Genomic DNA, 20,383 nt, shown 5'->3' on the forward strand with positions numbered 1-20,383 from the left:
TCGCTCCCACATTGGATCGGCTGTGAACACAAAACCTGTGGTCACCAGAAATCCCTTGTGGGAGCGAGCTTGCTCGCGAAGGCGTCGGCTCAGTCACCATCAATCTGGGCCAATGCCACCGCCAACCGCACCCCACTCACTCGCTGGCAATTGAGCTGGACCCGCTCCAACCCCAGCCACCGGGCCATGCGCCTCAAGTTCAGCGCCAGGGCCTGCATCCCCTCCTCGTCCAGCCCCGACGCGTCCTCGTGCACGGCATGCACGGCCAACTGCCCCAGGGCCCGCTCCGCCCGCAGGTCCACCCGTGCTGCAATGCGTTCGTGGTGCAGGAACGGCAACACGTAATAGCCATACACCCGCTTGTGGACAGGCGTGTAGATCTCCAACCGGTAGCGAAAGTCGAACAACCGCTCGGTACGGCCGCGCTCCCAGACCAGCGAGTCGAACGGTGACAGCAAGGCACTGGCGGCGACTTTGCGAGGAACTTTCGCCTCAGGTCGGCACCAGGCCGGTTGTTTCCAGCCCTGCACCTGGCAGCGCAGCAGCTCTCCGGCCTCCTCCAACTCAGCCAGGCGCCCACGGCTGTCGGCCGGAGCGAGGCGAAAGTAGTCGCGCAGATCTTTCTCTGTGGCAATGCCCAAGGCGTCGGCTGCATGTAGCAGCAAGGCGCGTTGGGCCTGGGCCTCGTCCGGCAACGGTTGCTGCAGGATCGAGGCCGGCAGGACCCGTTCGGGCAAGTCGTAGAGCCGCTCGAACCCGCGCCGCCCCGCCACCGTGACTTCACCCGCGGCAAACAGCCACTCCAGCGCATGTTTCTCCGCACTCCAGTCCCACCAAGGCCCGGCCTTCTCCTGGCGCGTGGACAAGCTGCCAGCACCCAGGGCGCCCTGCTCCTGGACCGACGCCAGGACACGGCGGATGACATCCTGGCGTTCTTGGCCGAAACGCGCCAACTGCTGATAAATCCCTTCGCCACCCGACGCCCGATTCATGCGCCAGCGCATCAACGGATACATCGACATCGGCAGCAGCGACGCTTCATGACCCCAGTATTCGAACAGCGTACGACGTCGGCCCTGGCTCCAGGCTGCTTGATCGAGCAAATCGCGATTGTAGTGACCGAGGCGGGAGAACAGCGGGAGGTAATGCGAGCGCACCAACGCATTGACTGAGTCGATCTGCAGGACGCCGAGGCGTTCGATCAGGCGGTTGAGGCGTGAGGGTTGCACCGAAGCTGGCGGCGACCGCCCATCGAATCCTTGGGCGGCCAACGCCAGACGCCGGGCCTGTTTGAGGGTAAAGGACAGAGTCGCGGGCATGGAGATCTCCTTCTCTGCTCGCAACCTACCTCACCAATAAGGGGTTTGTGTAGGAAAGGATGGCTCATTTGTGCATTGGGTCGTCCCAGAATGGCCGAACCACTTCCTGTTCCACGTCGGCACGACTCACGCCAATGTCCTTGAGCGCCTCGTCGCTCATTCCGGCCAGCAGTTCGCGTTCGTGGTGCAATTCGTACCAGCGACTAAACTTGTGCAGCAGGGCGCTGACGGAAAAGCCGTGGGAGAGTTTGTCTATCAGTAGATAACCTTTTTGACCTTTCATCGTGATGTCCTCCGTTGGGGATGGATCAAGTCTCGCGCTAACGATAAGATCAATCCAACGAATGTTTCTTATGCAATACATCTCGGAGATTGATCAATTGTCGAGTTACCCGAGCATCGATACGGAAGTGCTGCGTACCTTTGTCGCCATCGCCGACCAGGGCGGTTTCACCCGGGCCGGGGAATTGGTCAATCGCACCCAGTCTGCCGTGAGCATGCAGATGAAGCGGCTGGAAGAAGACGTATTGCAACGCCGCCTGTTCGAGCGTGACGGACGCCAGGTCAAGCTCACCGCCGAAGGCCAGGTGCTGCTGGGCTACGCTCGGCGGATCCTCAAGCTGCACAGCGAGGTGTTCAATACCCTGCGCGAACCGCACATGGTCGGCACGGTGCGCATCGGCACGCCGGACGATTACGTGATGCGCTTTCTGCCTGGCATCCTGCAACGCTTCGCCCAGTTCTACCCGCTGATCGAAATTGAAGTGCACTGCGAATCGTCCAAGCAGTTGCTGCTGCGCCAGGACCTGGACCTGTCCATCGTCACCCGCAAGCCAGGGGACGAAATCGGCCAGTTGCTGCGCAAGGAGCGTTTTGTCTGGGCCGAAGCCGCCTGCTTCAACGTCCATGAACAAACACCGCTGCCGCTGGCGATGTTCAACAGTGACTGTTTCTGCCGGCAATGGGCCTGCAATGCGCTGGATGCCATGGGGCGCGATTATCGCGTGGCATACAACAGCTCGAGCCTGTCGGCGCTCATGGCGGTGGTGGGCGCCGGCCTGGCAATCACGGCGCAACTGGAAAGCCTGCTGACCCCGGACATGCGCGTACTGGGCGAAGCTGAAGACCTGCCGGAACTGCCCGAGGCCAGCATCATGCTGATCCGCAACCTGCATAACCCCTCGCCGATCACCGAGTGCCTGGCCGAGCACATCGTCGAAGGCTTCAAACTTTAAAGGCGAGCAGCACCGCGCACAGCACCAGGAAACCGCAGAACAGCCCGCGCAACAGCCGCTCCGGCAAGGCGTGGGCGACTTTCACCCCCCAACTGATGCTCAGCAGGCCACCGACGGCCAGCGGCAGGCCGATGCTCCAGTCCACCTCATGGTGAAACGCATAAGTGGCGAGGGTCACGCCGGTACTGGGCAAGGCCAGTGCCAGGGATAACCCTTGGGCGACCACCTGGCTGGTGCCAAAGATGCTGGTCAGGATCGGCGTCGCGACCACGGCCCCGCCAACCCCGAACAGACCGCCCATGGTGCCGGATGCTGCCCCCAGTACGGCGAGCCATGGCCAGCCATAACGCATCTGCGCCGAAGCCGGTGCATTGGCGGCGAACATGCGGGCCAGGTTGTAGAGGGTCAGCGCGATCAGGAACGCGACGAAGCCGATCCGCATGCTGTTCGCGTCGATCCCCACGGCCCAGATCGAACCAAGCCAGGCAAAGCAGAAACCCATGGAAGCCAACGGCAGGACATGGCGCAATTCAATGCGATTGCGCTGGTGATAGCGCCACAACGCGAGCATCACGTTGGGCACCACCATGACCAGCGCCGTACCTTGGGCCAGTTGCTGGTCGAGGCCGAACCAGACGCCCAGCACCGGAATGGCAATCAGGCCGCCACCGATCCCGAACAATCCCCCCAAGGTACCCAACACGGCACCAAACACCAAAAACAGCACAAATTCGAACAAGACGATTCCCCTTTCATCAGGGTGCTTATCCTACGCAGTCGGCGCCAGCGGGGAAACGTAACATCTGTGCAGACGTCAGAATTATCTGGCGCATTAAAGATTCGCCCGCTAGATTCGTAACGATCATTGATTGAAGGTTTTGCCATGAACACCCTGCGCGACACCCCCGAAGCCTGTGAAGCCCTGCTGCTCGACAACCAGGTCTGTTTCGCCCTGCACTCCACCTCACTGCTGATGACCAAAGTCTACAAGCCGCTGCTACAGGCCCTGGGCCTGACGTATCCGCAATACCTGGCGATGATGGTGTTGTGGGAAAAGGACGGATTGACCGTCGGTGAAATCAGCACACGTCTGCTGACAGACCCCGGCTCGCTGACGCCACTGCTCAAGCGCCTGGAGGCCGAAGGCCTGCTGAGCCGCACCCGCAGCCGTGAAGACGAACGCGTAGTGATTGTCGAACTCACCGAACAGGGTCGCGCCCTGCGCGAAAAAGCCCTCGACATCCCCCAGTGCATCCTCGCCGCCAGCGGCCTGACCCTGGAGCAGTTGAAGAAGCTGCAACTTGACCTGCAGGCACTGCGCGGGCATTTGCAAGACAGCCTCTGACTTACCTCCAACTGACCCACCGCTATCGCGAGCAAGCTCGCTCCCACACTTGATGCTCAGTGACTATAAATCTGCGTTCGACGCAAATCTAATGTGGGAGCGAGCTTGCTCGCGATGGCGGCAGTCCTGCCGCTCCCTGATCTGTAACTCGCCCATCTAAAATTTTTTTGCTGCGCTTAAACGCTCTAGATCAAGGGTTACACGCCCTTTCAGCGGCGCAAATTCAACTCGCTTCGAAAATTTATCTTGCGCACTAAATATTAGCGCTATACATTCTCTTCACACCTACTTAGCGCGCAAACATTTAGCGCAACAACACCAATCCAGAAACGAGGCTCTCATCATGCAAACTCTCTACACCGCAATCGCAACCTCCACCGGCGGCCGTGATGGTCGTGCGATCTCCAGCGACAACATCCTCGACGTCAAACTCGCCACGCCCAAGGAACTCGGTGGTGCAGGCGGTGCGGCAACCAACCCTGAGCAACTGTTCGCCGCCGGCTACTCGGCCTGCTTCATCGGCGCACTGAAATTCGTGGCCAGCCAGAGCAAACGCAAGATCCCGGACGACGCCTCGATTACCGCCCATGTCGGCATCGGCCAGATCCCCGGCGGTTTCGGCCTCGACATCGACCTGCACATCAGCCTGCCAGGGCTGGACCAGGCCGACGCGCAAAGCCTGGTGGATGCGGCTCACCAGGTCTGCCCGTACTCCAACGCCACCCGCGGCAACGTTGATGTGCGCCTGCACGTCACCGTCTAACCACCGACCCTGGACCCGAACCTAAGGAGATGCACATGAACACGCTCAGCAAAGCCTTGACCGCCACCCTTCTCGCCCTCGGCGTCAGCAGTGCCTTCGCCGACGGCATCGTCGAACACAACACCCAGGCGTTTCTCGACGCGCTGAATGCCGGCACCGGCAAGCCCCTGGAGCAACTGTCACCCAAGGACGCTCGCGCCGTATTGGTGGGCGCCCAGGCAGGGGTGAAACTGACCTTGCCCAAGGCCGACGTCAGCGAGAAAACCATCCAGGTCGAGGGCCAACCGATCAGCCTGACCATCGTTCGCCCGGCCGGGGTCAAGGGTGAGTTGCCCGTGTTCATGTTCTTCCACGGCGGTGGCTGGGTATTGGGTGACTTACCGACCCACGAACGCCTGGTTCGGGATCTGGTGGCGGGCTCGGGCGCTGTCGCGGTGTTCGTCAACTACACGCCCTCACCCGAGGCGCATTACCCGGTGGCGATCAACCAGGCCTACGCCGCCACGAAATGGGTGGCCGAACACGGCAAGCAGATCAACGTCGACGGCAAGCGCCTGGCCGTGGTGGGCAACAGCGTCGGCGGCAACATGGCGGCGGTCGTGGCCTTGATGGCGAAGGACAAAGGCACGCCGGCGATCCGCTTCCAGGCATTGCTGTGGCCGGTGACCGATGCCAGCTTCGAGACGGCGTCCTACAACCAGTTCGCCGAAGGGCACTTCCTCAGTAAAAACATGATGAAGTGGTTCTGGGACAACTACACCACCGACGCCGGGCAACGCAGCCAGATCTATGCCTCGCCGTTACGCGCCAGCACCGCACAACTCAAGGGCCTGCCGCCCGCGCTGGTACAAACTGCCGAGGCCGACGTCCTGCGCGATGAGGGTGAAGCCTATGCCCGCAAGCTGGACGCAGCCGGTGTACCCGTCACCGCCGTGCGCTACAACGGCATGATCCACGACTATGGCTTGCTCAACGTGGTCAGCCAGGTGCCGGCGGTACGTTCGGCGATGCTGCAGGTGTCGCAAGAGCTCAAGCAACACCTGAAGTGACTTGTGATGAAACACTGTGGGAGCAAGGATCAATCCCCTCACCACAGACCCCATCCTGTCCCTTGGCCTGAACATGATCCGCAGGCATAAAAAAGCCCGACTCAATGGTCGGGCTTTTTCATACACAAGGCTTCGCTTATTTAGCGCGGCCTTTGTAGGAACCGCCTTCGCGGGTATCGATCTCGATCATGTCGCCGATTTCGATGAAGTCAGCTACCGACAGTTCGGTACCGTTCTTCAGTTTGGCAGGCTTCATCACCTTGCCGGAAGTGTCACCGCGAGCGGAGCCTTCGGTGTAGTCAACCTGACGCACGATGGTGGTCGGCAGCTCTACGGAAACCAGGCGCTCTTCGAAGAACACGGCTTCGCAGACGTCGGTCATGCCTTCTTCGATGAACGGCAGAACGCTTTCGATGTCTTCGGCGTTCAGCTCGTACATGGTGTAGTCAGTGGTGTCCATGAACGTGTAGGTGTCGCCGCTGATGAAGGACAGGGTCGCTTCTTTGCGGTCGAGGATCACGTCGTCCAATTTGTCGTCGGCGCTGTAGACGATCTCGGTCTTGTAACCGGTCAGCAGGTTCTTCAGCTTGGTCTTCATGATCGCGCTGTTACGACCCGACTTGGTGAACTCAGCTTTCTGAACCAGCCAAGGATCGTTTTCGAGACGGATCACGGTCCCGGGTTTCAGTTCTTTACCAGTTTTCATTGCGAATATCCGAATTTGGATGGGATTTACAAAAATCTAGGCCGCGTATCATATCCAATTTACATAAAACTTCACCAGCGCTGCGGCAAGATCGGCTCGCGAGGCCTGTTCCAGACACCACGCCTGGGCATGTTCGGCCAGTTCCTGCTGCTGTTCACGGGTGTCTTTCCAATGTTCAGTCATCTCCTGGCCGGCATTCCAGGCCCGCCAAAGACCGCTGATCGCTTTTTGCGCCGCCTGGGAAAGCCCCTGGGTGTAGAGCCTGAGAAACGCCTCGAGTTTTTCCAGGTGGACGTCTTCTTCCTGCTGGTAGATGTGCCAGAGCAACGGCCGGCCGGCCCATTGGGCGCGCACGAAGGAATCTTCGCCACGCACGGCGTTGAAATCGCAACACCATAACAATTGATCGTACTGGTCCTGGCGGATGAACGGCAATACCTGCACCGTCAGTGCGCCGCGTCGATGTACCGCACCGACCGCCAGGCCGTCGACGCCAAGCCAACGCTCGACATCACCCAGTACCCGCCCTTCGGGAACCAGCACATGAAACGCCTGGGCATCAGCGGCCATTGCGTCAAACCAGCTCGCCAGCCCGGCGTTCTCATAGGCAAACAGCGAGATAAGGCAGGTATTCGGCGCCCGCTCGACGCCCAGACCTTGCAGGAACATTCGTTGCGCCGCGGCATCCTGCTGGAATTGCCGGCGGCGTTCCAGAAGCCCCGCCTCACGCAGCAGGCCACCTGTTCCTTCCTGGAAGCCCGGGAAAAAGAAATATTTCTGCACGTGCTTGTACTTGACCGACGGTAGGCCGTGGCAACCGATCACCCAGTCCTCGGCGCTCAAATAATCAAGGTTCATCCACAGGGGCGTCGTCTGGCGCGCCGCCATCGCATCCATGTAGGCGCTCGGCAGTTGGCAGGCAAACGCAGCGATCACCACGTCGGCGGCGTCGGTGGGCGCCCACTCCCCAGGCCAGTGACACACTTGCACACCCTGCTGCCATTGCTCGGACAGGGTGACGTCGATTTCCGGACACAACCGTTCGAAGGCACGCAGGTCATCGACCCATAGCCGCACCGCGCATCGATGCTCGGCCACCAACTGCCGAGCCAGGCGCCACGTGACACCAATGTCGCCAAAGTTATCGACGACGGTGCAAAAAATATCCCAACGCACGGTCATTCCCGACTCCCTGTGGCAAAGGCCTGATTGTCCCGAATAAACCGATCACGCAGAAGAGCCGACGGCGATTAATCTTCATGCGACAATCATCGCCTGCCCATGACTCTGCCAGGAAGCAGCCATGCCCGATCACTCGACACCCTCGCGCCTCACGGCTTTGCAATTGACCTTCAGCATCGCCCTGGGCCTCTGGCTGGGGTTCCTCGCCATCGTGTTGACGAGCTGGCTGCTGTCCAGATTTCTGTTCAATGAACAACTGGCACCCGTGGCCGCCGCCGTCCATCAACTGGCGCAACCACCGGCGGTGCAACCACCCCCAGAGCCGCCCACACCGATGTTCGAGCAGTACCAACAGAACCTGCAACGGAACGAGCAGCGCCAGGCGCTCGATCAGGCCCGCAACAATCCGCGCAACCTGTCCAACCCCAAGTGCCAGTTCTGGCTGCAACAGGACCAGAATGCGCCCAGTGAAAAAAGCCGCGCCAACGTTCTGCAATTCTGCGAATGACCATGAACAAACAGACCGTCCACCAGTTGATTCTCGACAAGCTCAAGATTGATCTCGACATCGCCGAACGCGCCGCGCAGACCGCCTACGAAACCGCGACCCACGAAGAAAACATCGCCGAGAACAAGTACGACACCCTGGGTCTCGAGGCGTCCTACCTCGCCGCCGGACAAGCCAGGCGCGTGGAAGAAATCCGCCAGGCCCTCACCCTCTGCCAGAACCTGACGCTAAGGCCTTACGACGAGCAGCGCGGTATTCAGGTCGGCACCTTGATCGGCCTGGAAGATGAGGACGGCCGTCAGCAATGGCTCTTCCTGGGGCCGGATGCGGCGGGCTTGAAGGTCTCGCTGGTGGGCCAGCCGATCACTGTCATCACCCCTCGCTCACCGCTGGGCCGCGGCCTTCTGGGCAAGTTCGAAGGGGATGAAGTAGAGATCGTGGTAGCGGGCGCCCGGCAACAGTTCGCTGTCACCGAGGCGATCTAGAAGGGTCTTAGTGCACCGGTAGTTCGACGCCGTCGAACAACTCTTCGAGTTCTTGCTTGTTGTGGCACTGGATGGCCTTGGCCATGACTTCCCGGGTCAGGTGCGGTGCAAATTTCTCGATGAAATCGCACATGAAACCCCGCAGGAAAGTGCCACGACGGAAGCCGATCTTGGTCACGCTGGATTCGAACAACTCGCTGGCATCCAGCACCACCAGGTCGCTGTCGAGCTTGGTATCGACGGCCATCTTCGCGACGATGCCCACGCCCAGGCCCAGGCGAACGTAGGTCTTGATCACGTCGGCATCGGCGGCGGTGAACACCACTTTCGGCGTCAGGCCACGATGGCTGAAGGCTTCGTCAAGCTTGGAACGACCAGTGAAACCGAATACGTAGGTCACGATCGGGTATTCGGCCAGGGCTTCGAGGGTCAGCTTCGGCAGCTTCGTCAACGGATGGCCCTGGGGCACGACCACACAGCGGTTCCAGCGATAGCACGGCATCATCACCAAATCCCCGAACAGTTCCAGGGCCTCGGTGGCAATGGCGAAATCCACCGTGCCGTCGGCCGCCATCTCGGCGATCTGCATTGGCGAGCCTTGGTGCATGTGCAGCGCCACGTCGGGGTATTGCTTGATGAAGTTGCTGATCACCGGCGGCAGCGCATAGCGGGCCTGGGTGTGGGTAGTGGCGATCGACAGGGTGCCCTTTTTCTCGTTGGAGAACTCCTGGGCGATCTGCTTGATGCTTTCGACCTTGCGCAGGATCTCGCCAGCGGTGGTGATGATGCGCTCGCCGGCCGGAGTCACGCGGGTCAGGTGTTTACCGCTGCGGGCGAAGACTTCGACGCCCAGTTCATCTTCCAACAGGCGGATCTGCTTGCTGATGCCAGGTTGCGACGTGTAAAGGCTTTGGGCAGTAGCGGAAACGTTGAGGTCGTGGTGCGCCACTTCCCAGATGTAGCGCAGTTGTTGAAGCTTCATATGTATCCCTCAAAGCAGTTGGACGCCACGGGCATCAGCGACGGTATATAACTATATGAAAGGTTACGACAATAAATCTAGAACTTTTTATAAAAAGCCATCATTTAGCCTCAAGCCTCTCCCTGGCGTCGGCGCTGTACCAGCGGTACCAGGTAGACCGGTACCCGGGATAACTGCAACACCCGTGCAGCGGTTCTGCCCAAGGGGGTCTCACCGCTTGCCCCTTGGCAATGACTGCCTACGATCAGCAAGTCGACAGAGAGTTTCGCAGCCTGCTCCAGGATGACCTGGGAAGGATCGCCCTGGTACACCCTGACCGACTTGATCAGTTGCAAATCCTGCTGCCCGTCTCCCAACTCCTCGCGGAAACTGTCGAGCACTCGCTGTTCGATATTGGCCATCACCGTATTCAGACCTTGGCGATGAAATTCGTTCAGCGCCTGTTCATCGAGATAGCTCTGCAACACCGACTCGGCGAACAGCCCCATCGGTTCTACCGCATGCACCACATACAACTCGGCTTCAAACGTCCGTGCTAACGCCAAGGCATGCTGCATCACATAAGGGGCGTACAGGCCCAGGTCTGTGGCGTACAGCATCGAACGAATCATGTGACCTCCTCGCGTGCCAAAATGGCGGAGATTGATTCAGCTTAGCAGCGCCTCGGGGACTGCGACGTGCGGCTTGACGTCCCGGACCAAGGGCAGTCAGGGCTTCATTTCGTTACTGATACCGTGGGGCACGTGACCGGTGGCGACCACCTCTCGGGCCAGTTCGCAATGGCCGGTCTGGTCATCGAAAAAGACATCGGCGGCGAACGCTTCGAGGAAGGCCGATTTGGTCAGGCCGCCCAGGAACAACGACTCATCCAGGCGAATATCCCACTCACGCAAGGTCCGGATGACCCGCTCGTGGGCCGGTGCCGAACGGGCCGTCACCAGCGCCGTACGAATGGGACAGGCGTCCTCGGGAAACTCGCGCTGCAGTGCATTGAGCGCCGCCAGGAACCCCTTGAACGGCCCGCCTCGCAGTGGCTCGCGGGCGGCCTGTCGCTCGCTGGCCTGGAAGGCTTCCAACCCATCGGCCTGATAGACGCGCTCCGATTCATCGGAAAACAGCACGGCATCGCCGTCGAAGGCAATGCGCAGCTCCTCGCTGGCCGCGCGACTGGCACCACCCGACAGGATGGTCGCGGCGGCAAACCCGGCGTCCAGGGCGCTGCGCACGTCTTCAGCGTGGGTCGACAAAAAGAGATCGCAACCGAACGCCTTGAGGTACGGGTAAGGACTGCGACCGCCAACGAAAGCCGCGCGCGAGATCGCCAGCCCGTAATGATGAATCGAGTTGAACACTCGAAGGCCGGTGTCGGCGCTGTTGCGCGAAACCAGAATCACCTCGACTCGGGCGCGCCCCAGGTGCTCGTTGAGGTTCAGCAGCTTTTGCACCAGGGCGAAGGCATCACCGGGTGCCAGGACTTCGTCTTCGTGCTCGATCTGGTACTGCCGATAGGCTTCGACGCCACTGGACAAATACACCTTGTGGCTTTCCCGCAGGTCGAACAACGCCCGCGACGAAATCGCCAGCACCAGTTTGTCGTCGATGTTGTTTGCCATACCGCTCCCCTTTCGCCCGCTCAGCGGTTATATCGGTCCACGAACGCCAACGCCTGATACAAGGCTTCGATTTTCGGCAGCTCACACCCTGCCGCTTTCGCAGCCGCCAATGGCCGGCCGTAGATCGCGTCCAGTTCCAGCGCACGCTTGTGGGAATAATCGTGGTACATGCTCGGCCAGTAGTCGGGCATCTTCTCGGTCATCGTGAACAGATACTCGGCATAACCCGGCGCGATGTGATGCCCGCAGGCTTGCGCACCGCGAACCACCTCCCCCATCAGTGCCTGGATCAATTCGCGGCTATGGTCGTTGGCCATCAACGGCGTGGTACTGGCGCCCAACAGAACCGAAAGACCGTTGTACGGCACATTCCACACCAGCTTCTGCCAGCGGGCCTGTTGCAGGCCCGGCATGGCCTGGGCATCGATACCGGCGTTGCGGAACAACGTCGCCGCCTCTTCGACGATCACCATGCGTTGTGCCTGGTCGGCGCAAGGCCCACTGTGATAACCGACGTTGACCGCGCCGAGGGCCTGGTGGGTGACGACACCAGGGCCGACGCGATGCACGCAGATCAGGCACAGGCCACCCAGCAGGTGCAACGAATCGGGCAACAAGGGTCGAAGATCGTCTTCGACATCCAGGCCGTTCTGCAGCAACAGGACTTTTGCCCCGTCAGCAGCAGCCTGGGTAATGGCCGGGGCCAGCTCGGCATTGCTGGTGGTCTTGGCGCCGACCAGCAGCCAGTCGCAGGGCGGCATGTCGGCTGCCGAGCGATACGCCTGGACGGGGTTGAGGGCCAGCGTACCGTGAACCGCGCTGTCGATCCGCAAGCCGGCTTCGGCCACGGCAGCAAATTCGCTGCGCAGTAAAAAGTGCACGTCAAAACCGGCACGCGCCAGCATCACGCCGTAGAACCCACCGATCGCCCCGGTGCCGATCATCCCGATCCGCGGTTTCACGCCTGCCTGCATCTTTGCAACTCTCCTGGTAAAAGTCCCTGCACACTATCAGCGCGAGCGGCATGGCATGCAATCATCATTACATCTGCTCACGAATCTGCTTCAGAGCCATCCCCAAGGCCTGCTCCCCAGCCTTTAGGGCATTAAACCCGACCCAGCCCATTGTCGAGCCACCTCGTAACGCGATAAGGTTCGGCTCCCCGACGCGCTTAAAATCCGCTGTGCACCGCCGCGCGGGGATCGCTGGCGGCCGGCACCCGTGACCTGACGAGTAACACGATGGCTGATTTACCGATCAACGACCTTAACGTCGCCTCCAACGAGACCCTCATCACGCCTGACCAGCTCAAGCGCGATATTCCCCTGAGCGACGCTGCCCTGCGCACCGTGACCAAGGGCCGGGAAGTCATCCGCAACATCCTGGACGGCACCGATCATCGCCTGTTCGTGGTCATCGGGCCCTGCTCGATCCATGACATCAAGGCCGCCCACGAATACGCCGAGCGCCTGAAAGTGCTGGCTGCGGAAGTCTCCGACACCTTGTACCTGGTCATGCGGGTGTATTTCGAGAAGCCTCGGACCACCGTCGGCTGGAAAGGCCTGATCAACGACCCGTACCTGGATGACTCCTTCAAGATCCAGGACGGCCTGCACATCGGTCGTCAATTGCTGCTGGACCTGGCGGAAATGGGCCTGCCCACGGCCACCGAAGCGCTGGACCCGATCTCGCCGCAATACCTGCAGGACCTGATCAGCTGGTCGGCCATCGGCGCGCGCACCACCGAATCCCAGACCCACCGCGAAATGGCCTCCGGCCTGTCGTCGGCAGTGGGCTTCAAGAACGGCACCGACGGTGGCCTCACCGTGGCGATCAACGCCTTGCAGTCGGTCTCCAGCCCACACCGTTTCCTGGGCATCAACCAGGAAGGTGGCGTGTCGATCGTCACCACCAAGGGCAACGCCTACGGTCACGTGGTACTGCGCGGTGGCAATGGCAAGCCGAACTACGATTCGGTCAGCGTCGCGCTGTGTGAACAGGCGCTGAACAAAGCCAAGATCAAGCCGAACATCATGGTCGACTGCAGCCACGCCAACTCCAACAAGGACCCGGCACTGCAACCGCTGGTGATGGAGAACGTGGCCAACCAGATCCTGGAAGGCAACCAGTCGATTATCGGCCTGATGGTCGAAAGCCACTTGAATTGGGGCTGCCAGGCCATCCCGAAAGACCTCGCCGACTTGCAGTACGGCGTCTCCATCACCGATGCCTGCATCGACTGGAGCGCCACCGAGAACACCCTGCGCAGCATGCATGCCAAGCTCAAGGATGTTCTGCCGAAGCGGCAGCGCGGCTAAAAAGGATCGCAGCCTCGTTGCACTCGACAGCTCCTACCACGCTCCTACGTAACTTCTACACATATTTGGAGCGGGGATGTAGGAGCTGGCGAAGCCTGCGATCTTTTGCTTTCCTCAAGACATAAAAAAACGCCGGGCTCTTCAGCTCGGCGTTTTTTATTGGGAATCCGTTTTCTCAGAGTTTCGCCGCGTGCCGCTGGTGACGCTCCATGTAGCGCTCCACGTAGGAACAGGATGGGATCACCGTATAGCCCATTTCTTCAGCGTACTGCAGCGCACTTTCGGTCAACGCCGCCGCGATGCCCCGACCGCGCAAGGCGTTGGGCACGAAGGTGCGATAGATATCCAGGGTCTGCTTGCCCAGGTCCATATAGGTCAGATAGGCACGATGACCGTCCACATTGGTCTCGAACTGATGACCAGCCTGGTCATGGTGGATGGTAACCGCCTCGCTCATCACTACTCCTCGCGGGTCTGAATGCCGACCCCTACCTTACCGATGTTTTTCCGGCGAAGGAACATCTACGCCACCCCGTGCCTTCCTGGTCACCGAGCGCCAAAACCGATCCGCTCAAACCCGAGCACGTCGTGAATAGTAGGCACCAATGACGCAAATGCTCAAGGCACGCCTGTCATCGAAGGGGTAAACCTCGTCCGGTTTATCGATTGAGCGCCATCGTCGCGCTGTAGTCGGTCACGGTGCAATAGCTGAACATCGCCAGTTGTTGAGTCTTGAGACGAGCGCGCGTAGTTAAAGTCACCGCCAATACCAATAAAGATGCCTGGGGCATTGCACAAAAAATGTACAAAAGTGTAGGTGAATCAATAAACAACGGTGTTAGCGAGGGCTGCCAGAGTTCTCCGTCGCCACGGAACTTTTTTTCGTTGACGCGCTCCAGCAAAGGGCTTCGGGCTGTATATTTTTTAAACACCCCTTAGAAAAGTTGCTCGAAAAAGAATCACCACCTACAATTTTTTTGCTTCTTGCGCTACGTCAGTTTACTTACTACAAGTAATGGGTAGTATGTACGCCGGCTAACTCCTCAGTCTGGGGAGACAGTCACTAATAGAATGTCCTTGAAGGGGAACACGATGAACAACGTTCTGAAATTCTCTGCTCTGGCCCTGGCCGCAGTTCTGGCTACCGGTTGCAGCAGCGCATCGAAAGAAACCGAAGCACGTCTGACTGCTACCGAAGACGCAGCAGCTCGCTCCCAGGCTCGTGCAGACGAAGCTTACCGTAAAGCTGATGAAGCTCTGGCTGCTGCTCAAAAAGCACAACAGACTGCTGACGAAGCTAACGAGCGTGCTCTGCGCATGCTGGACAAAGCTAGCCGCAAGTAATAGTCCTTCGGGATTGTTATCGAGCCGACCCATTTTTGGGTCGGCTTTTTTTTTGGGTTCGAGAGCTATTGCCCGGTGTTTTCCCAAGCAATAAAAAACCCGCCGACATCGCGAAACGTCGGCGGGTTGTTGTCGAGTCTTTTACTGCTGCAAGTCGATCGGCGCGCTCGTGACCATCGGTGCCGAGGTATTCGGAACAGCGATTTCCACCGGCATGCCATCTTCGGCCGCCACCACGTCCCGCACCACGTCCCAGTTCATGCGCAAGTTGCTGGTGATGTCTTCACGCTTGAGCATCGCGTTGATCACTGAGGTGTGCTTGTCCACCACCGACGGGTTGCCCTTGTCGTCCAGCGGTGTGTGAGCTTCCAGGTACACCTTGCCACCGCTCAAGCCCAGCTTGTAGGGGTCGTTGATGATCCGCACCGATGTCCCCACCGGCACCATGCCGGCCATTTCCAGCACGTTGTTGTTGAACATCCGGAAGCAACCGTGGCTGGTCCGCATGCCGATGCCGAACTTCTTGTTCGAACCATGGATCAGGTAGCCCGGGGTGCCCAGGGTGAACTTGAACGGACCCAGCGGGTTATCCGGGCCGGCGGGCACGACATTCGGCAGCGGGTCGCCGTCAGCGGCGTGTTCGGCCTTGATCGATGCCGGCGGGGTCCAGGTCGGGTTCGGCGTCTTGGCGATGATGCTGGTGTGGGCGATCGGCGATCCCCAGCCCTCACGCCCAATCCCCAGCGGGAAGGTGTAGACCACGTTCCGCCCCTTGGGGAAATAGTAGAGACGGTACTCGGCCAGGTTGATCACGATGCCCTCGCGCGGACCCGGCGGCAGGATGAAGCGAGTCGGCAGCACGATCTCGGTGCCTGCGCCCGGCAACCAGGGATCGACCCCGGGGTTGGCGGCGACCATCTCGCTGTAGCCCAGGTCATAGGTGGTACCCAGGTCGGCGAAGGTGTCTTCGTATTTGGCCTTGATAACCTGCACCTGGCCAACGATGTCTTCACCCGGCGGTGGCAGAGGCAGCTCCAGGGCGGCAACGGGGCCCGCCATACACAGGGCGGCAAGAGACAGGCAGCGGGCGACGGCAGGCAAGCGCGGCAACATCCGGGAAATCCTTCGCAGATCGAACAAGGGGTTATGAAAACGGCGATTGTACACTGCCACTTGTTATTTCGGGGAGAGCGGTACAGAGGCGTCCGATGTGAAGCATTGTTTCAGGCATTCACATCTATGGATGGTTCGACCAAATCCCTGTGGGAGCGAGCCTGCTCGCGATAGCGGAGGGTCTGCTTGCATTAATGTTGAATGTGCTGCCGCCATCGCGAGCAGGCTCGCTCCCACAAGGGACATGTCGAAATCTGGGAAACTACAACTCGAACCGCAGCTCCGGCCAGATTGGCGAGGTGCCGCGTTTCTGGGACTCCAGGATCGCCCGGCACAACGAGCACAGGCGATGATCCTGGAAAATCTTGCGATCGACGCTCGACCAGCGTGGCTGGGCCGGCAGCAGGCTGCCGCAGAGGGTCCGGTCGGCCGAGCCACCGAGTTCCAACTGCCGGGTCACCAGGTGCACCCGTACTTCCTGGCAGGCGAACAGATCCAGCTGCTCGTCAGGCTCGATCAGTTGGTAGGCAAACAGGGACCAGGCGGGACGCGGCATCGGGGGCTCCAAATCGGGGGCGCCACATTAGCCGAAAGCCCGCCGGTAGAAAAGCGTCAAAGCAGCGGTTTCAGTGTCGGCCAGACATTTTCCAGCAACTTGCCCTGGGCCGCGACGGACGGGTGCAATCCGTCGCCTTGCATCATGGTCGGGATGCCACCGACGTCCTTGAGAAAAAACGGCACCAGCGGGACTTTTTTCTCCTCGGCCAGGGTGCTGTAGACCCGGGCAAAGGCATCGGTGTAGCGCCGTCCGTAATTGGGTGGCAGTTGCATGCCCAGCAAAAGTACCTGGGCACCGCTGGCACGAGCGCTGTCGATCATCGCTGCAAGGTTTTGTTGCAATTGTGTTGGCGGCTGTCCGCGCAGGCCATCGTTGCCGCCCAGTTCCAGGATCACCAGGTCCGGCTTATGGGCTGCAAGCAGCGCCGGCAGCCGCGCCTGGCCTCCGGCACTGGTGTCGCCACTGATGGAAGCATTGACCACTTTATCGTCAAAACCCTCGGCCTTGAGCCGTTGTTCGAGCAACGACACCCACCCTTGCCGGGTATCCAGGCCGAAAGCCGCGCTGATACTATCGCCAACGATCAGGACTGTACCCGCCGCTGCGTTCTGGGCCATGCACATCAAGGCCAGGCCGGCACTCAAAAACCACACACGCATCGGATTCTCCATGGGCTCAAGCATTCTCACCGCGACGGACCTTAGCAAAGTGGTCTCCAGCGCGGAAGGTGAACTGACCATCCTGCACGAACTCAGCCTGGAACTGAACAAAGGCGATAGCCTGGCCATCGTCGGGGCGTCCGGTTCCGGCAAATCCACTCTCCTGGGCCTGCTGGCCGGCCTCGACCTGCCCAGCAGCGGCGAGGTGACACTCGCCGGCCAAGCGCTCAGCGCTCTGGATGAAGACCAGCGTGCGCGGATCCGCGCCGAGCATGTCGGCTTCGTCTTCCAGTCGTTCCAGTTGCTCGACAGCCTCAATGCACTGGAAAACGTCATGCTGCCGCTGGAACTTGACGGGCGCAAGGATGCCCGCGAACGGGCCACGCAACTGTTGCAGCGCGTCGGCCTGGGCCAGCGCCTGACCCACTCGCCACGCCAGCTCTCCGGCGGCGAACAGCAACGCGTGGCGATTGCCCGCGCCTTTGCCGCCGAGCCCGACGTGCTGTTTGCCGACGAACCCACCGGCAACCTCGACAGCCATACCGGCGAGCGCATCAGCGACCTGCTGTTCGAATTGAACAAGGAACGCGGCACGACCCTGGTGCTGGTGACCCATGATGAACGCCTGGCCCATCGTTGCCGGCGCCTGATCCGACTTGAAGCCGGCGAGATGGTCGCCCCTCTGGAGCCTTGATGGCACGCTTGCCGCTGTTGCGCCTGTTCAGTCTCGCTGTCCGTCAATTGCTTCGCGATGCCCGCGCCGGTGAGTTGCGGGTGTTGTTCTTCGCCCTGCTGGTGGCGGTGGCGGCCAGTACCGCCATCGGTTACTTCGGTGCCCGCCTCAACGGCGCGATGATGATGCGCGCCACCGAGTTCCTCGGTGCCGACCTGCTGCTCGAAGGCAGCTCCCCCGCCCGCCCGGAGCAGATTCGCAGCGGCATCGAACTGGGGTTGGAGCACGCCCGGGTGGTGGAGTTTTCCAGTGTTGTGGCCACCGACAATGGCATCCAGCTGTCCAGCGTCAAGGCGGCCGATGACAGCTACCCATTGCGCGGCGAGCTGAAAAGCACCCCCACCCCGTTCGCCCCGGAAGAAATCGGCGGACGCCCGAACCCTGGCGAGGCCTGGGTCGAAGCACGACTGCTGACGGCACTGGAGCTGAAGATCGGCGACAGCATCGACGTCGGCAACCAGACCTTGCGCCTGAGCCGCGTGCTGACTTATGAGCCCGATCGCGCCGGCAACTTCTACAGCCTCACCCCGCGGGTACTGATCAACCTCAAGGACCTGGAGGCCACCGGCGTGGTCCAGCCGGGCAGCCGTGTCAGCTATCGCGACCTGTGGCGCGGCCCGGCATCGGCGCTGCAAACCTACCGCGACCTGGTCAAGCCAGGCCTTGAAGCCAACCAGCGCCTGCAGGATGCCCGCGACGGCAACCGGCAGATCGGTGGCGCCCTGGGCAAGGCCGAACGCTACCTGAACATGGCCAGCCTGGTGGCGGTGTTGCTGTCCGGTGTCGCCGTCGCGCTCTCGGCCAACCGCTTTGCCACCCGACGGTTCGACGCCAGCGCGCTGCTGCGCTGCCTGGGCCTGTCACGCCGGGAAACCATGGTGCTGTTCAGCCTGCAATTGACGGTGTTGGGCCTGCTCGCCAGCATCAGCGGCGCCCTGCTCGGCTGGATCGCCCAACTGGGCCTGTTCGCCCTGCTGCATGACCTGCTGCCCACCACCGTTCCGCCGGGTGGCCTGCTGCCGGCGATCGCCGGGATCGGCACCGGGCTGGTGGCCCTGGCGGGGTTCGCCCTGCCGCCATTGGCTGCGCTGGGCCGGGTACCGCCGTTGCGCGTGCTGCGCCGGGACATGCTGCCGATCCCCTCCAGCTCCTGGGTGATCTACGGTGCCGCGCTGGGCGCCCTGGGCCTGATCATGTGGCGCCTGAGCCTGGACCTGGTCCTCACCTTCGCCCTGCTGGGTGGTGGCGTCGTCGCCGCGCTGGTGCTCGGCGGCTTGTTGTTGCTGCTGCTCCAGAGCCTGCGTCGCCTGTTGGCCCGCGCTTCCCTGCCCTGGCGGCTGGGCCTCGGCCAATTGCTGCGTCATCCCTTGGCCGCCGCCGGCCAGGCCCTGGCGTTTGGCCTGATCCTGTTGTCCATGGCGTTGATCGCGTTGTTGCGCGGCGAGCTGCTGGACACCTGGCAAAACCAGTTGCCAAAAAACGCCCCGAACTATTTCGCGCTGAACATCCTGCCCAACGACAAGCAGGCCTTCACCGACAAGCTGCTGGCATTGTCGGCGCAATCGGCCCCGCTCTACCCCGTGGTACCCGGGCGCCTCGTCAGCATCAATGGCGAACCGGCCACAGAGTTCGTCACCAAGGACTCTGCAGGTGACCGGGCGCTGCAACGTGACTTGAGCCTGACCTGGGCCGCGGACCTGCCGACGGGCAACATCGTCACCGCAGGGACCTGGTGGCCGCAGCAACCACCGGACGATATCCCGGGGGTTTCGGTGGAAGGCAAAGTGGCCGAGAACCTCAAGATCAAGCTGGGCGACCGCCTGGTGTTCAGCGTGGGTGGCGTCAACCGTGAAGCGAAGGTCACCAGCCTGCGGGAGATCAACTGGGACAATTTCCAGCCCAACTTCTTCATGATCTTCCAGCCAGGCACATTGAAGGATCTGCCAGCGACCTATCTCACCAGTTTCTACCTGGCGTCGGGCCACGACCAACAGATCGTCGACCTGTCCCGGGCCTTTCCGGCGGTGACGATCCTGCAAGTCGAGGCCCTGCTCGAACAACTGCGCAGCATCCTGGCCCAGGTGACCCTGGCGGTGGAGTATGTGTTGTTGTTTGTACTGGCAGCGGGGATGGCGGTGTTGTTTTCCGGCCTGCAGGCGACCCTCGACGAGCGCATTCGCCAAGGTGCGCTATTGCGTGCACTGGGCGCCGAACGGCCCTTGCTGGTCAAGGCCCGGCGCATCGAGTTCGGCCTGCTGGGCGCGGTCAGTGGCCTGCTTGCGGCCCTGGGTTCGGAGCTGGTGAGCCTGGTGCTTTACCGGTACGCCTTCGACCTGCCCTGGCATCCGCATCCATGGCTGTTGGCATTGCCGCTGCTGGGGGCCTTGTTGATCGGCGCGGCCGGGGTGTTTGGCACCCGTCGAGCGCTCAACGCCAGCCCGCTGACAGTATTGCGCGAGGGTTGATAGAC

23 protein-coding genes are annotated in these 20,383 nt (G+C 61.1%); 10 read left to right on the top strand and 13 right to left on the bottom strand.

Annotated features, from left to right (window positions below; all coding sequences use genetic code 11):
- Positions 1–89: 89 nt before the first annotated feature.
- Both AB4O09_RS22110 and AB4O09_RS22115 read right to left on the bottom strand, forming a co-directional pair.
- The gene (locus AB4O09_RS22110) at positions 90–1,319 is read right to left on the bottom strand and encodes a winged helix-turn-helix domain-containing protein (protein WP_003199396.1); all 1,230 of its coding nucleotides are present in this window, start codon (positions 1,317–1,319) and stop codon (positions 90–92) included.
- A 64-nt stretch (positions 1,320–1,383) separates the two neighbouring features.
- The gene (locus AB4O09_RS22115) at positions 1,384–1,602 is read right to left on the bottom strand and encodes a DUF1127 domain-containing protein (protein WP_003199394.1); all 219 of its coding nucleotides are present in this window, start codon (positions 1,600–1,602) and stop codon (positions 1,384–1,386) included.
- Between the two features lie 97 nt (positions 1,603–1,699).
- Here AB4O09_RS22115 and AB4O09_RS22120 point away from each other — a divergent pair, with 97 nt between their 5' ends.
- Complete coding sequence (locus AB4O09_RS22120; RefSeq protein WP_027912697.1) at positions 1,700–2,554, top strand: LysR substrate-binding domain-containing protein; 855 nt, start codon at positions 1,700–1,702, stop codon at positions 2,552–2,554.
- Here the strand turns inward: AB4O09_RS22120 and AB4O09_RS22125 are convergent.
- Positions 2,544–3,293 carry a sulfite exporter TauE/SafE family protein gene (locus AB4O09_RS22125; protein ID WP_013692579.1) on the bottom strand — a complete coding sequence of 250 codons (750 nt, stop codon included), beginning with the start codon at positions 3,291–3,293 and terminating at the stop codon, positions 2,544–2,546. The two genes, AB4O09_RS22120 and AB4O09_RS22125, sit on opposite strands and share 11 nt — an antisense overlap.
- 144 nt (positions 3,294–3,437) lie before the next feature.
- Here AB4O09_RS22125 and AB4O09_RS22130 point away from each other — a divergent pair, with 144 nt between their 5' ends.
- The 3 genes from AB4O09_RS22130 to AB4O09_RS22140 all read left to right on the top strand — a co-directional run bounded on the left by AB4O09_RS22130 (position 3,438) and on the right by AB4O09_RS22140 (position 5,711).
- Entirely contained in the window at positions 3,438–3,899 is a 462-nt protein-coding gene (locus AB4O09_RS22130; RefSeq protein WP_003199391.1) for a MarR family winged helix-turn-helix transcriptional regulator, read from the top strand.
- A 343-nt stretch (positions 3,900–4,242) separates the two neighbouring features.
- Positions 4,243–4,662, top strand: a complete 420-nt coding sequence (locus AB4O09_RS22135) for an organic hydroperoxide resistance protein (RefSeq protein ID WP_003199389.1) — start codon at positions 4,243–4,245, stop codon at positions 4,660–4,662.
- A 35-nt stretch (positions 4,663–4,697) separates the two neighbouring features.
- Positions 4,698–5,711: an alpha/beta hydrolase gene (locus AB4O09_RS22140; protein WP_460107520.1), complete on the top strand. Its 1,014-nt coding sequence runs from the start codon at positions 4,698–4,700 to the stop codon at positions 5,709–5,711.
- Positions 5,712–5,847: 136 nt separating this feature from the next.
- Here the strand turns inward: AB4O09_RS22140 and AB4O09_RS22145 are convergent, their stop codons facing one another.
- Together AB4O09_RS22145 and earP are read right to left on the bottom strand one after the other, a co-directional pair.
- Positions 5,848–6,417 (bottom strand): elongation factor P, encoded by a 570-nt coding sequence (locus AB4O09_RS22145; protein ID WP_003199385.1) that lies wholly within the window; start codon positions 6,415–6,417, stop codon positions 5,848–5,850.
- 48 nt (positions 6,418–6,465) lie between these two features.
- Entirely contained in the window at positions 6,466–7,599 is a 1,134-nt protein-coding gene (gene earP / locus AB4O09_RS22150; protein ID WP_003199383.1) for an elongation factor P maturation arginine rhamnosyltransferase EarP, read from the bottom strand.
- A 121-nt stretch (positions 7,600–7,720) separates the two neighbouring features.
- Here earP and AB4O09_RS22155 point away from each other — a divergent pair, with 121 nt between their 5' ends.
- Together AB4O09_RS22155 and AB4O09_RS22160 are read left to right on the top strand one after the other, a co-directional pair.
- Positions 7,721–8,107, top strand: a complete 387-nt coding sequence (locus tag AB4O09_RS22155; protein ID WP_003199380.1) for a hypothetical protein — start codon at positions 7,721–7,723, stop codon at positions 8,105–8,107.
- 2 nt (positions 8,108–8,109) lie between these two features.
- On the top strand, positions 8,110–8,592 hold the full coding sequence (locus AB4O09_RS22160) for a GreA/GreB family elongation factor (protein WP_003199378.1): 483 nt from the start codon (positions 8,110–8,112) through the stop codon (positions 8,590–8,592).
- Between the two features lie 7 nt (positions 8,593–8,599).
- Here the strand turns inward: AB4O09_RS22160 and cysB are convergent, their stop codons facing one another.
- The 4 genes from cysB to AB4O09_RS22180 form a co-directional block, all read right to left on the bottom strand.
- A complete protein-coding gene (gene cysB, locus AB4O09_RS22165; protein WP_003199376.1) occupies positions 8,600–9,574 on the bottom strand; it encodes an HTH-type transcriptional regulator CysB in 975 nt (324 codons plus the stop codon).
- Between the two features lie 110 nt (positions 9,575–9,684).
- Positions 9,685–10,185: a universal stress protein gene (locus AB4O09_RS22170; protein ID WP_003199370.1), complete on the bottom strand. Its 501-nt coding sequence runs from the start codon at positions 10,183–10,185 to the stop codon at positions 9,685–9,687.
- Between the two features lie 96 nt (positions 10,186–10,281).
- Entirely contained in the window at positions 10,282–11,187 is a 906-nt protein-coding gene (locus AB4O09_RS22175; protein ID WP_003199368.1) for a 5'-nucleotidase, read from the bottom strand.
- A gap of 20 nt (positions 11,188–11,207) precedes the next feature.
- Positions 11,208–12,161 carry a putative 2-dehydropantoate 2-reductase gene (locus AB4O09_RS22180; protein ID WP_038857021.1) on the bottom strand — a complete coding sequence of 318 codons (954 nt, stop codon included), beginning with the start codon at positions 12,159–12,161 and terminating at the stop codon, positions 11,208–11,210.
- 267 nt (positions 12,162–12,428) lie between these two features.
- Here AB4O09_RS22180 and AB4O09_RS22185 point away from each other — a divergent pair, with 267 nt between their 5' ends.
- Positions 12,429–13,505 (top strand): 3-deoxy-7-phosphoheptulonate synthase, encoded by a 1,077-nt coding sequence (locus tag AB4O09_RS22185; RefSeq protein WP_003199364.1) that lies wholly within the window; start codon positions 12,429–12,431, stop codon positions 13,503–13,505.
- 175 nt (positions 13,506–13,680) lie between these two features.
- Here the strand turns inward: AB4O09_RS22185 and AB4O09_RS22190 are convergent, their stop codons facing one another.
- Positions 13,681–13,962: a GNAT family N-acetyltransferase gene (locus tag AB4O09_RS22190; protein ID WP_003199362.1), complete on the bottom strand. Its 282-nt coding sequence runs from the start codon at positions 13,960–13,962 to the stop codon at positions 13,681–13,683.
- A gap of 635 nt (positions 13,963–14,597) precedes the next feature.
- On the opposite strand from AB4O09_RS22190, the gene oprI reads away from it, so the two are divergent.
- Entirely contained in the window at positions 14,598–14,849 is a 252-nt protein-coding gene (gene oprI, locus AB4O09_RS22195; RefSeq protein WP_003199355.1) for an outer membrane lipoprotei OprI, read from the top strand.
- Between the two features lie 141 nt (positions 14,850–14,990).
- Here the strand turns inward: oprI and AB4O09_RS22200 are convergent, their stop codons facing one another.
- From AB4O09_RS22200 to AB4O09_RS22210, 3 genes are all read right to left on the bottom strand, one after another.
- Complete coding sequence (locus AB4O09_RS22200; protein ID WP_003199349.1) at positions 14,991–15,962, bottom strand: L,D-transpeptidase family protein; 972 nt, start codon at positions 15,960–15,962, stop codon at positions 14,991–14,993.
- Between the two features lie 262 nt (positions 15,963–16,224).
- Positions 16,225–16,518, bottom strand: coding sequence for a hypothetical protein (locus AB4O09_RS22205; protein ID WP_003199347.1), 294 nt, complete (start codon positions 16,516–16,518; stop codon positions 16,225–16,227).
- A gap of 56 nt (positions 16,519–16,574) precedes the next feature.
- Positions 16,575–17,180 (bottom strand): arylesterase, encoded by a 606-nt coding sequence (locus tag AB4O09_RS22210; RefSeq protein ID WP_003199345.1) that lies wholly within the window; start codon positions 17,178–17,180, stop codon positions 16,575–16,577.
- A gap of 10 nt (positions 17,181–17,190) precedes the next feature.
- Here AB4O09_RS22210 and AB4O09_RS22215 point away from each other — a divergent pair, with 10 nt between their 5' ends.
- Together AB4O09_RS22215 and AB4O09_RS22220 are read left to right on the top strand one after the other, a co-directional pair.
- Positions 17,191–17,874 carry an ABC transporter ATP-binding protein gene (locus AB4O09_RS22215; RefSeq protein ID WP_003199342.1) on the top strand — a complete coding sequence of 228 codons (684 nt, stop codon included), beginning with the start codon at positions 17,191–17,193 and terminating at the stop codon, positions 17,872–17,874.
- Positions 17,874–20,378 (top strand): ABC transporter permease, encoded by a 2,505-nt coding sequence (locus tag AB4O09_RS22220; RefSeq protein WP_027912699.1) that lies wholly within the window; start codon positions 17,874–17,876, stop codon positions 20,376–20,378. Before AB4O09_RS22215 ends, AB4O09_RS22220 begins: the two co-directional genes overlap by 1 nt.
- Positions 20,379–20,383 lie beyond the last annotated feature (5 nt).

It is taken from the genome of Pseudomonas sp. H1_F01, assembly GCF_054681425.1.

Excerpts from the sequence above, each read along its gene's own strand:
- AB4O09_RS22110 (WP_003199396.1), bottom strand. The coding sequence starts at position 1,319 with ATGCCCGCGACTCTGTCCTTTACCCTCAAACAGGCCCGGCGTCTGGCG.
- AB4O09_RS22115 (WP_003199394.1), bottom strand. The coding sequence starts at position 1,602 with ATGAAAGGTCAAAAAGGTTATCTACTGATAGACAAACTCTCCCACGGC.
- AB4O09_RS22130 (WP_003199391.1), top strand. The coding sequence starts at position 3,438 with ATGAACACCCTGCGCGACACCCCCGAAGCCTGTGAAGCCCTGCTGCTC.
- AB4O09_RS22135 (WP_003199389.1), top strand. The coding sequence starts at position 4,243 with ATGCAAACTCTCTACACCGCAATCGCAACCTCCACCGGCGGCCGTGAT.
- AB4O09_RS22140 (WP_460107520.1), top strand. The coding sequence starts at position 4,698 with ATGAACACGCTCAGCAAAGCCTTGACCGCCACCCTTCTCGCCCTCGGC.
- AB4O09_RS22145 (WP_003199385.1), bottom strand. The coding sequence starts at position 6,417 with ATGAAAACTGGTAAAGAACTGAAACCCGGGACCGTGATCCGTCTCGAA.
- earP (WP_003199383.1), bottom strand. The coding sequence starts at position 7,599 with ATGACCGTGCGTTGGGATATTTTTTGCACCGTCGTCGATAACTTTGGC.
- AB4O09_RS22155 (WP_003199380.1), top strand. The coding sequence starts at position 7,721 with ATGCCCGATCACTCGACACCCTCGCGCCTCACGGCTTTGCAATTGACC.
- AB4O09_RS22160 (WP_003199378.1), top strand. The coding sequence starts at position 8,110 with ATGAACAAACAGACCGTCCACCAGTTGATTCTCGACAAGCTCAAGATT.
- cysB (WP_003199376.1), bottom strand. The coding sequence starts at position 9,574 with ATGAAGCTTCAACAACTGCGCTACATCTGGGAAGTGGCGCACCACGAC.
- AB4O09_RS22170 (WP_003199370.1), bottom strand. The coding sequence starts at position 10,185 with ATGATTCGTTCGATGCTGTACGCCACAGACCTGGGCCTGTACGCCCCT.
- AB4O09_RS22175 (WP_003199368.1), bottom strand. The coding sequence starts at position 11,187 with ATGGCAAACAACATCGACGACAAACTGGTGCTGGCGATTTCGTCGCGG.
- AB4O09_RS22180 (WP_038857021.1), bottom strand. The coding sequence starts at position 12,161 with ATGCAGGCAGGCGTGAAACCGCGGATCGGGATGATCGGCACCGGGGCG.
- AB4O09_RS22185 (WP_003199364.1), top strand. The coding sequence starts at position 12,429 with ATGGCTGATTTACCGATCAACGACCTTAACGTCGCCTCCAACGAGACC.
- AB4O09_RS22190 (WP_003199362.1), bottom strand. The coding sequence starts at position 13,962 with ATGAGCGAGGCGGTTACCATCCACCATGACCAGGCTGGTCATCAGTTC.
- oprI (WP_003199355.1), top strand. The coding sequence starts at position 14,598 with ATGAACAACGTTCTGAAATTCTCTGCTCTGGCCCTGGCCGCAGTTCTG.
- AB4O09_RS22200 (WP_003199349.1), bottom strand. The coding sequence starts at position 15,962 with ATGTTGCCGCGCTTGCCTGCCGTCGCCCGCTGCCTGTCTCTTGCCGCC.
- AB4O09_RS22205 (WP_003199347.1), bottom strand. The coding sequence starts at position 16,518 with ATGCCGCGTCCCGCCTGGTCCCTGTTTGCCTACCAACTGATCGAGCCT.
- AB4O09_RS22210 (WP_003199345.1), bottom strand. The coding sequence starts at position 17,180 with ATGCGTGTGTGGTTTTTGAGTGCCGGCCTGGCCTTGATGTGCATGGCC.
- AB4O09_RS22215 (WP_003199342.1), top strand. The coding sequence starts at position 17,191 with ATGGGCTCAAGCATTCTCACCGCGACGGACCTTAGCAAAGTGGTCTCC.
- AB4O09_RS22220 (WP_027912699.1), top strand. The coding sequence starts at position 17,874 with ATGGCACGCTTGCCGCTGTTGCGCCTGTTCAGTCTCGCTGTCCGTCAA.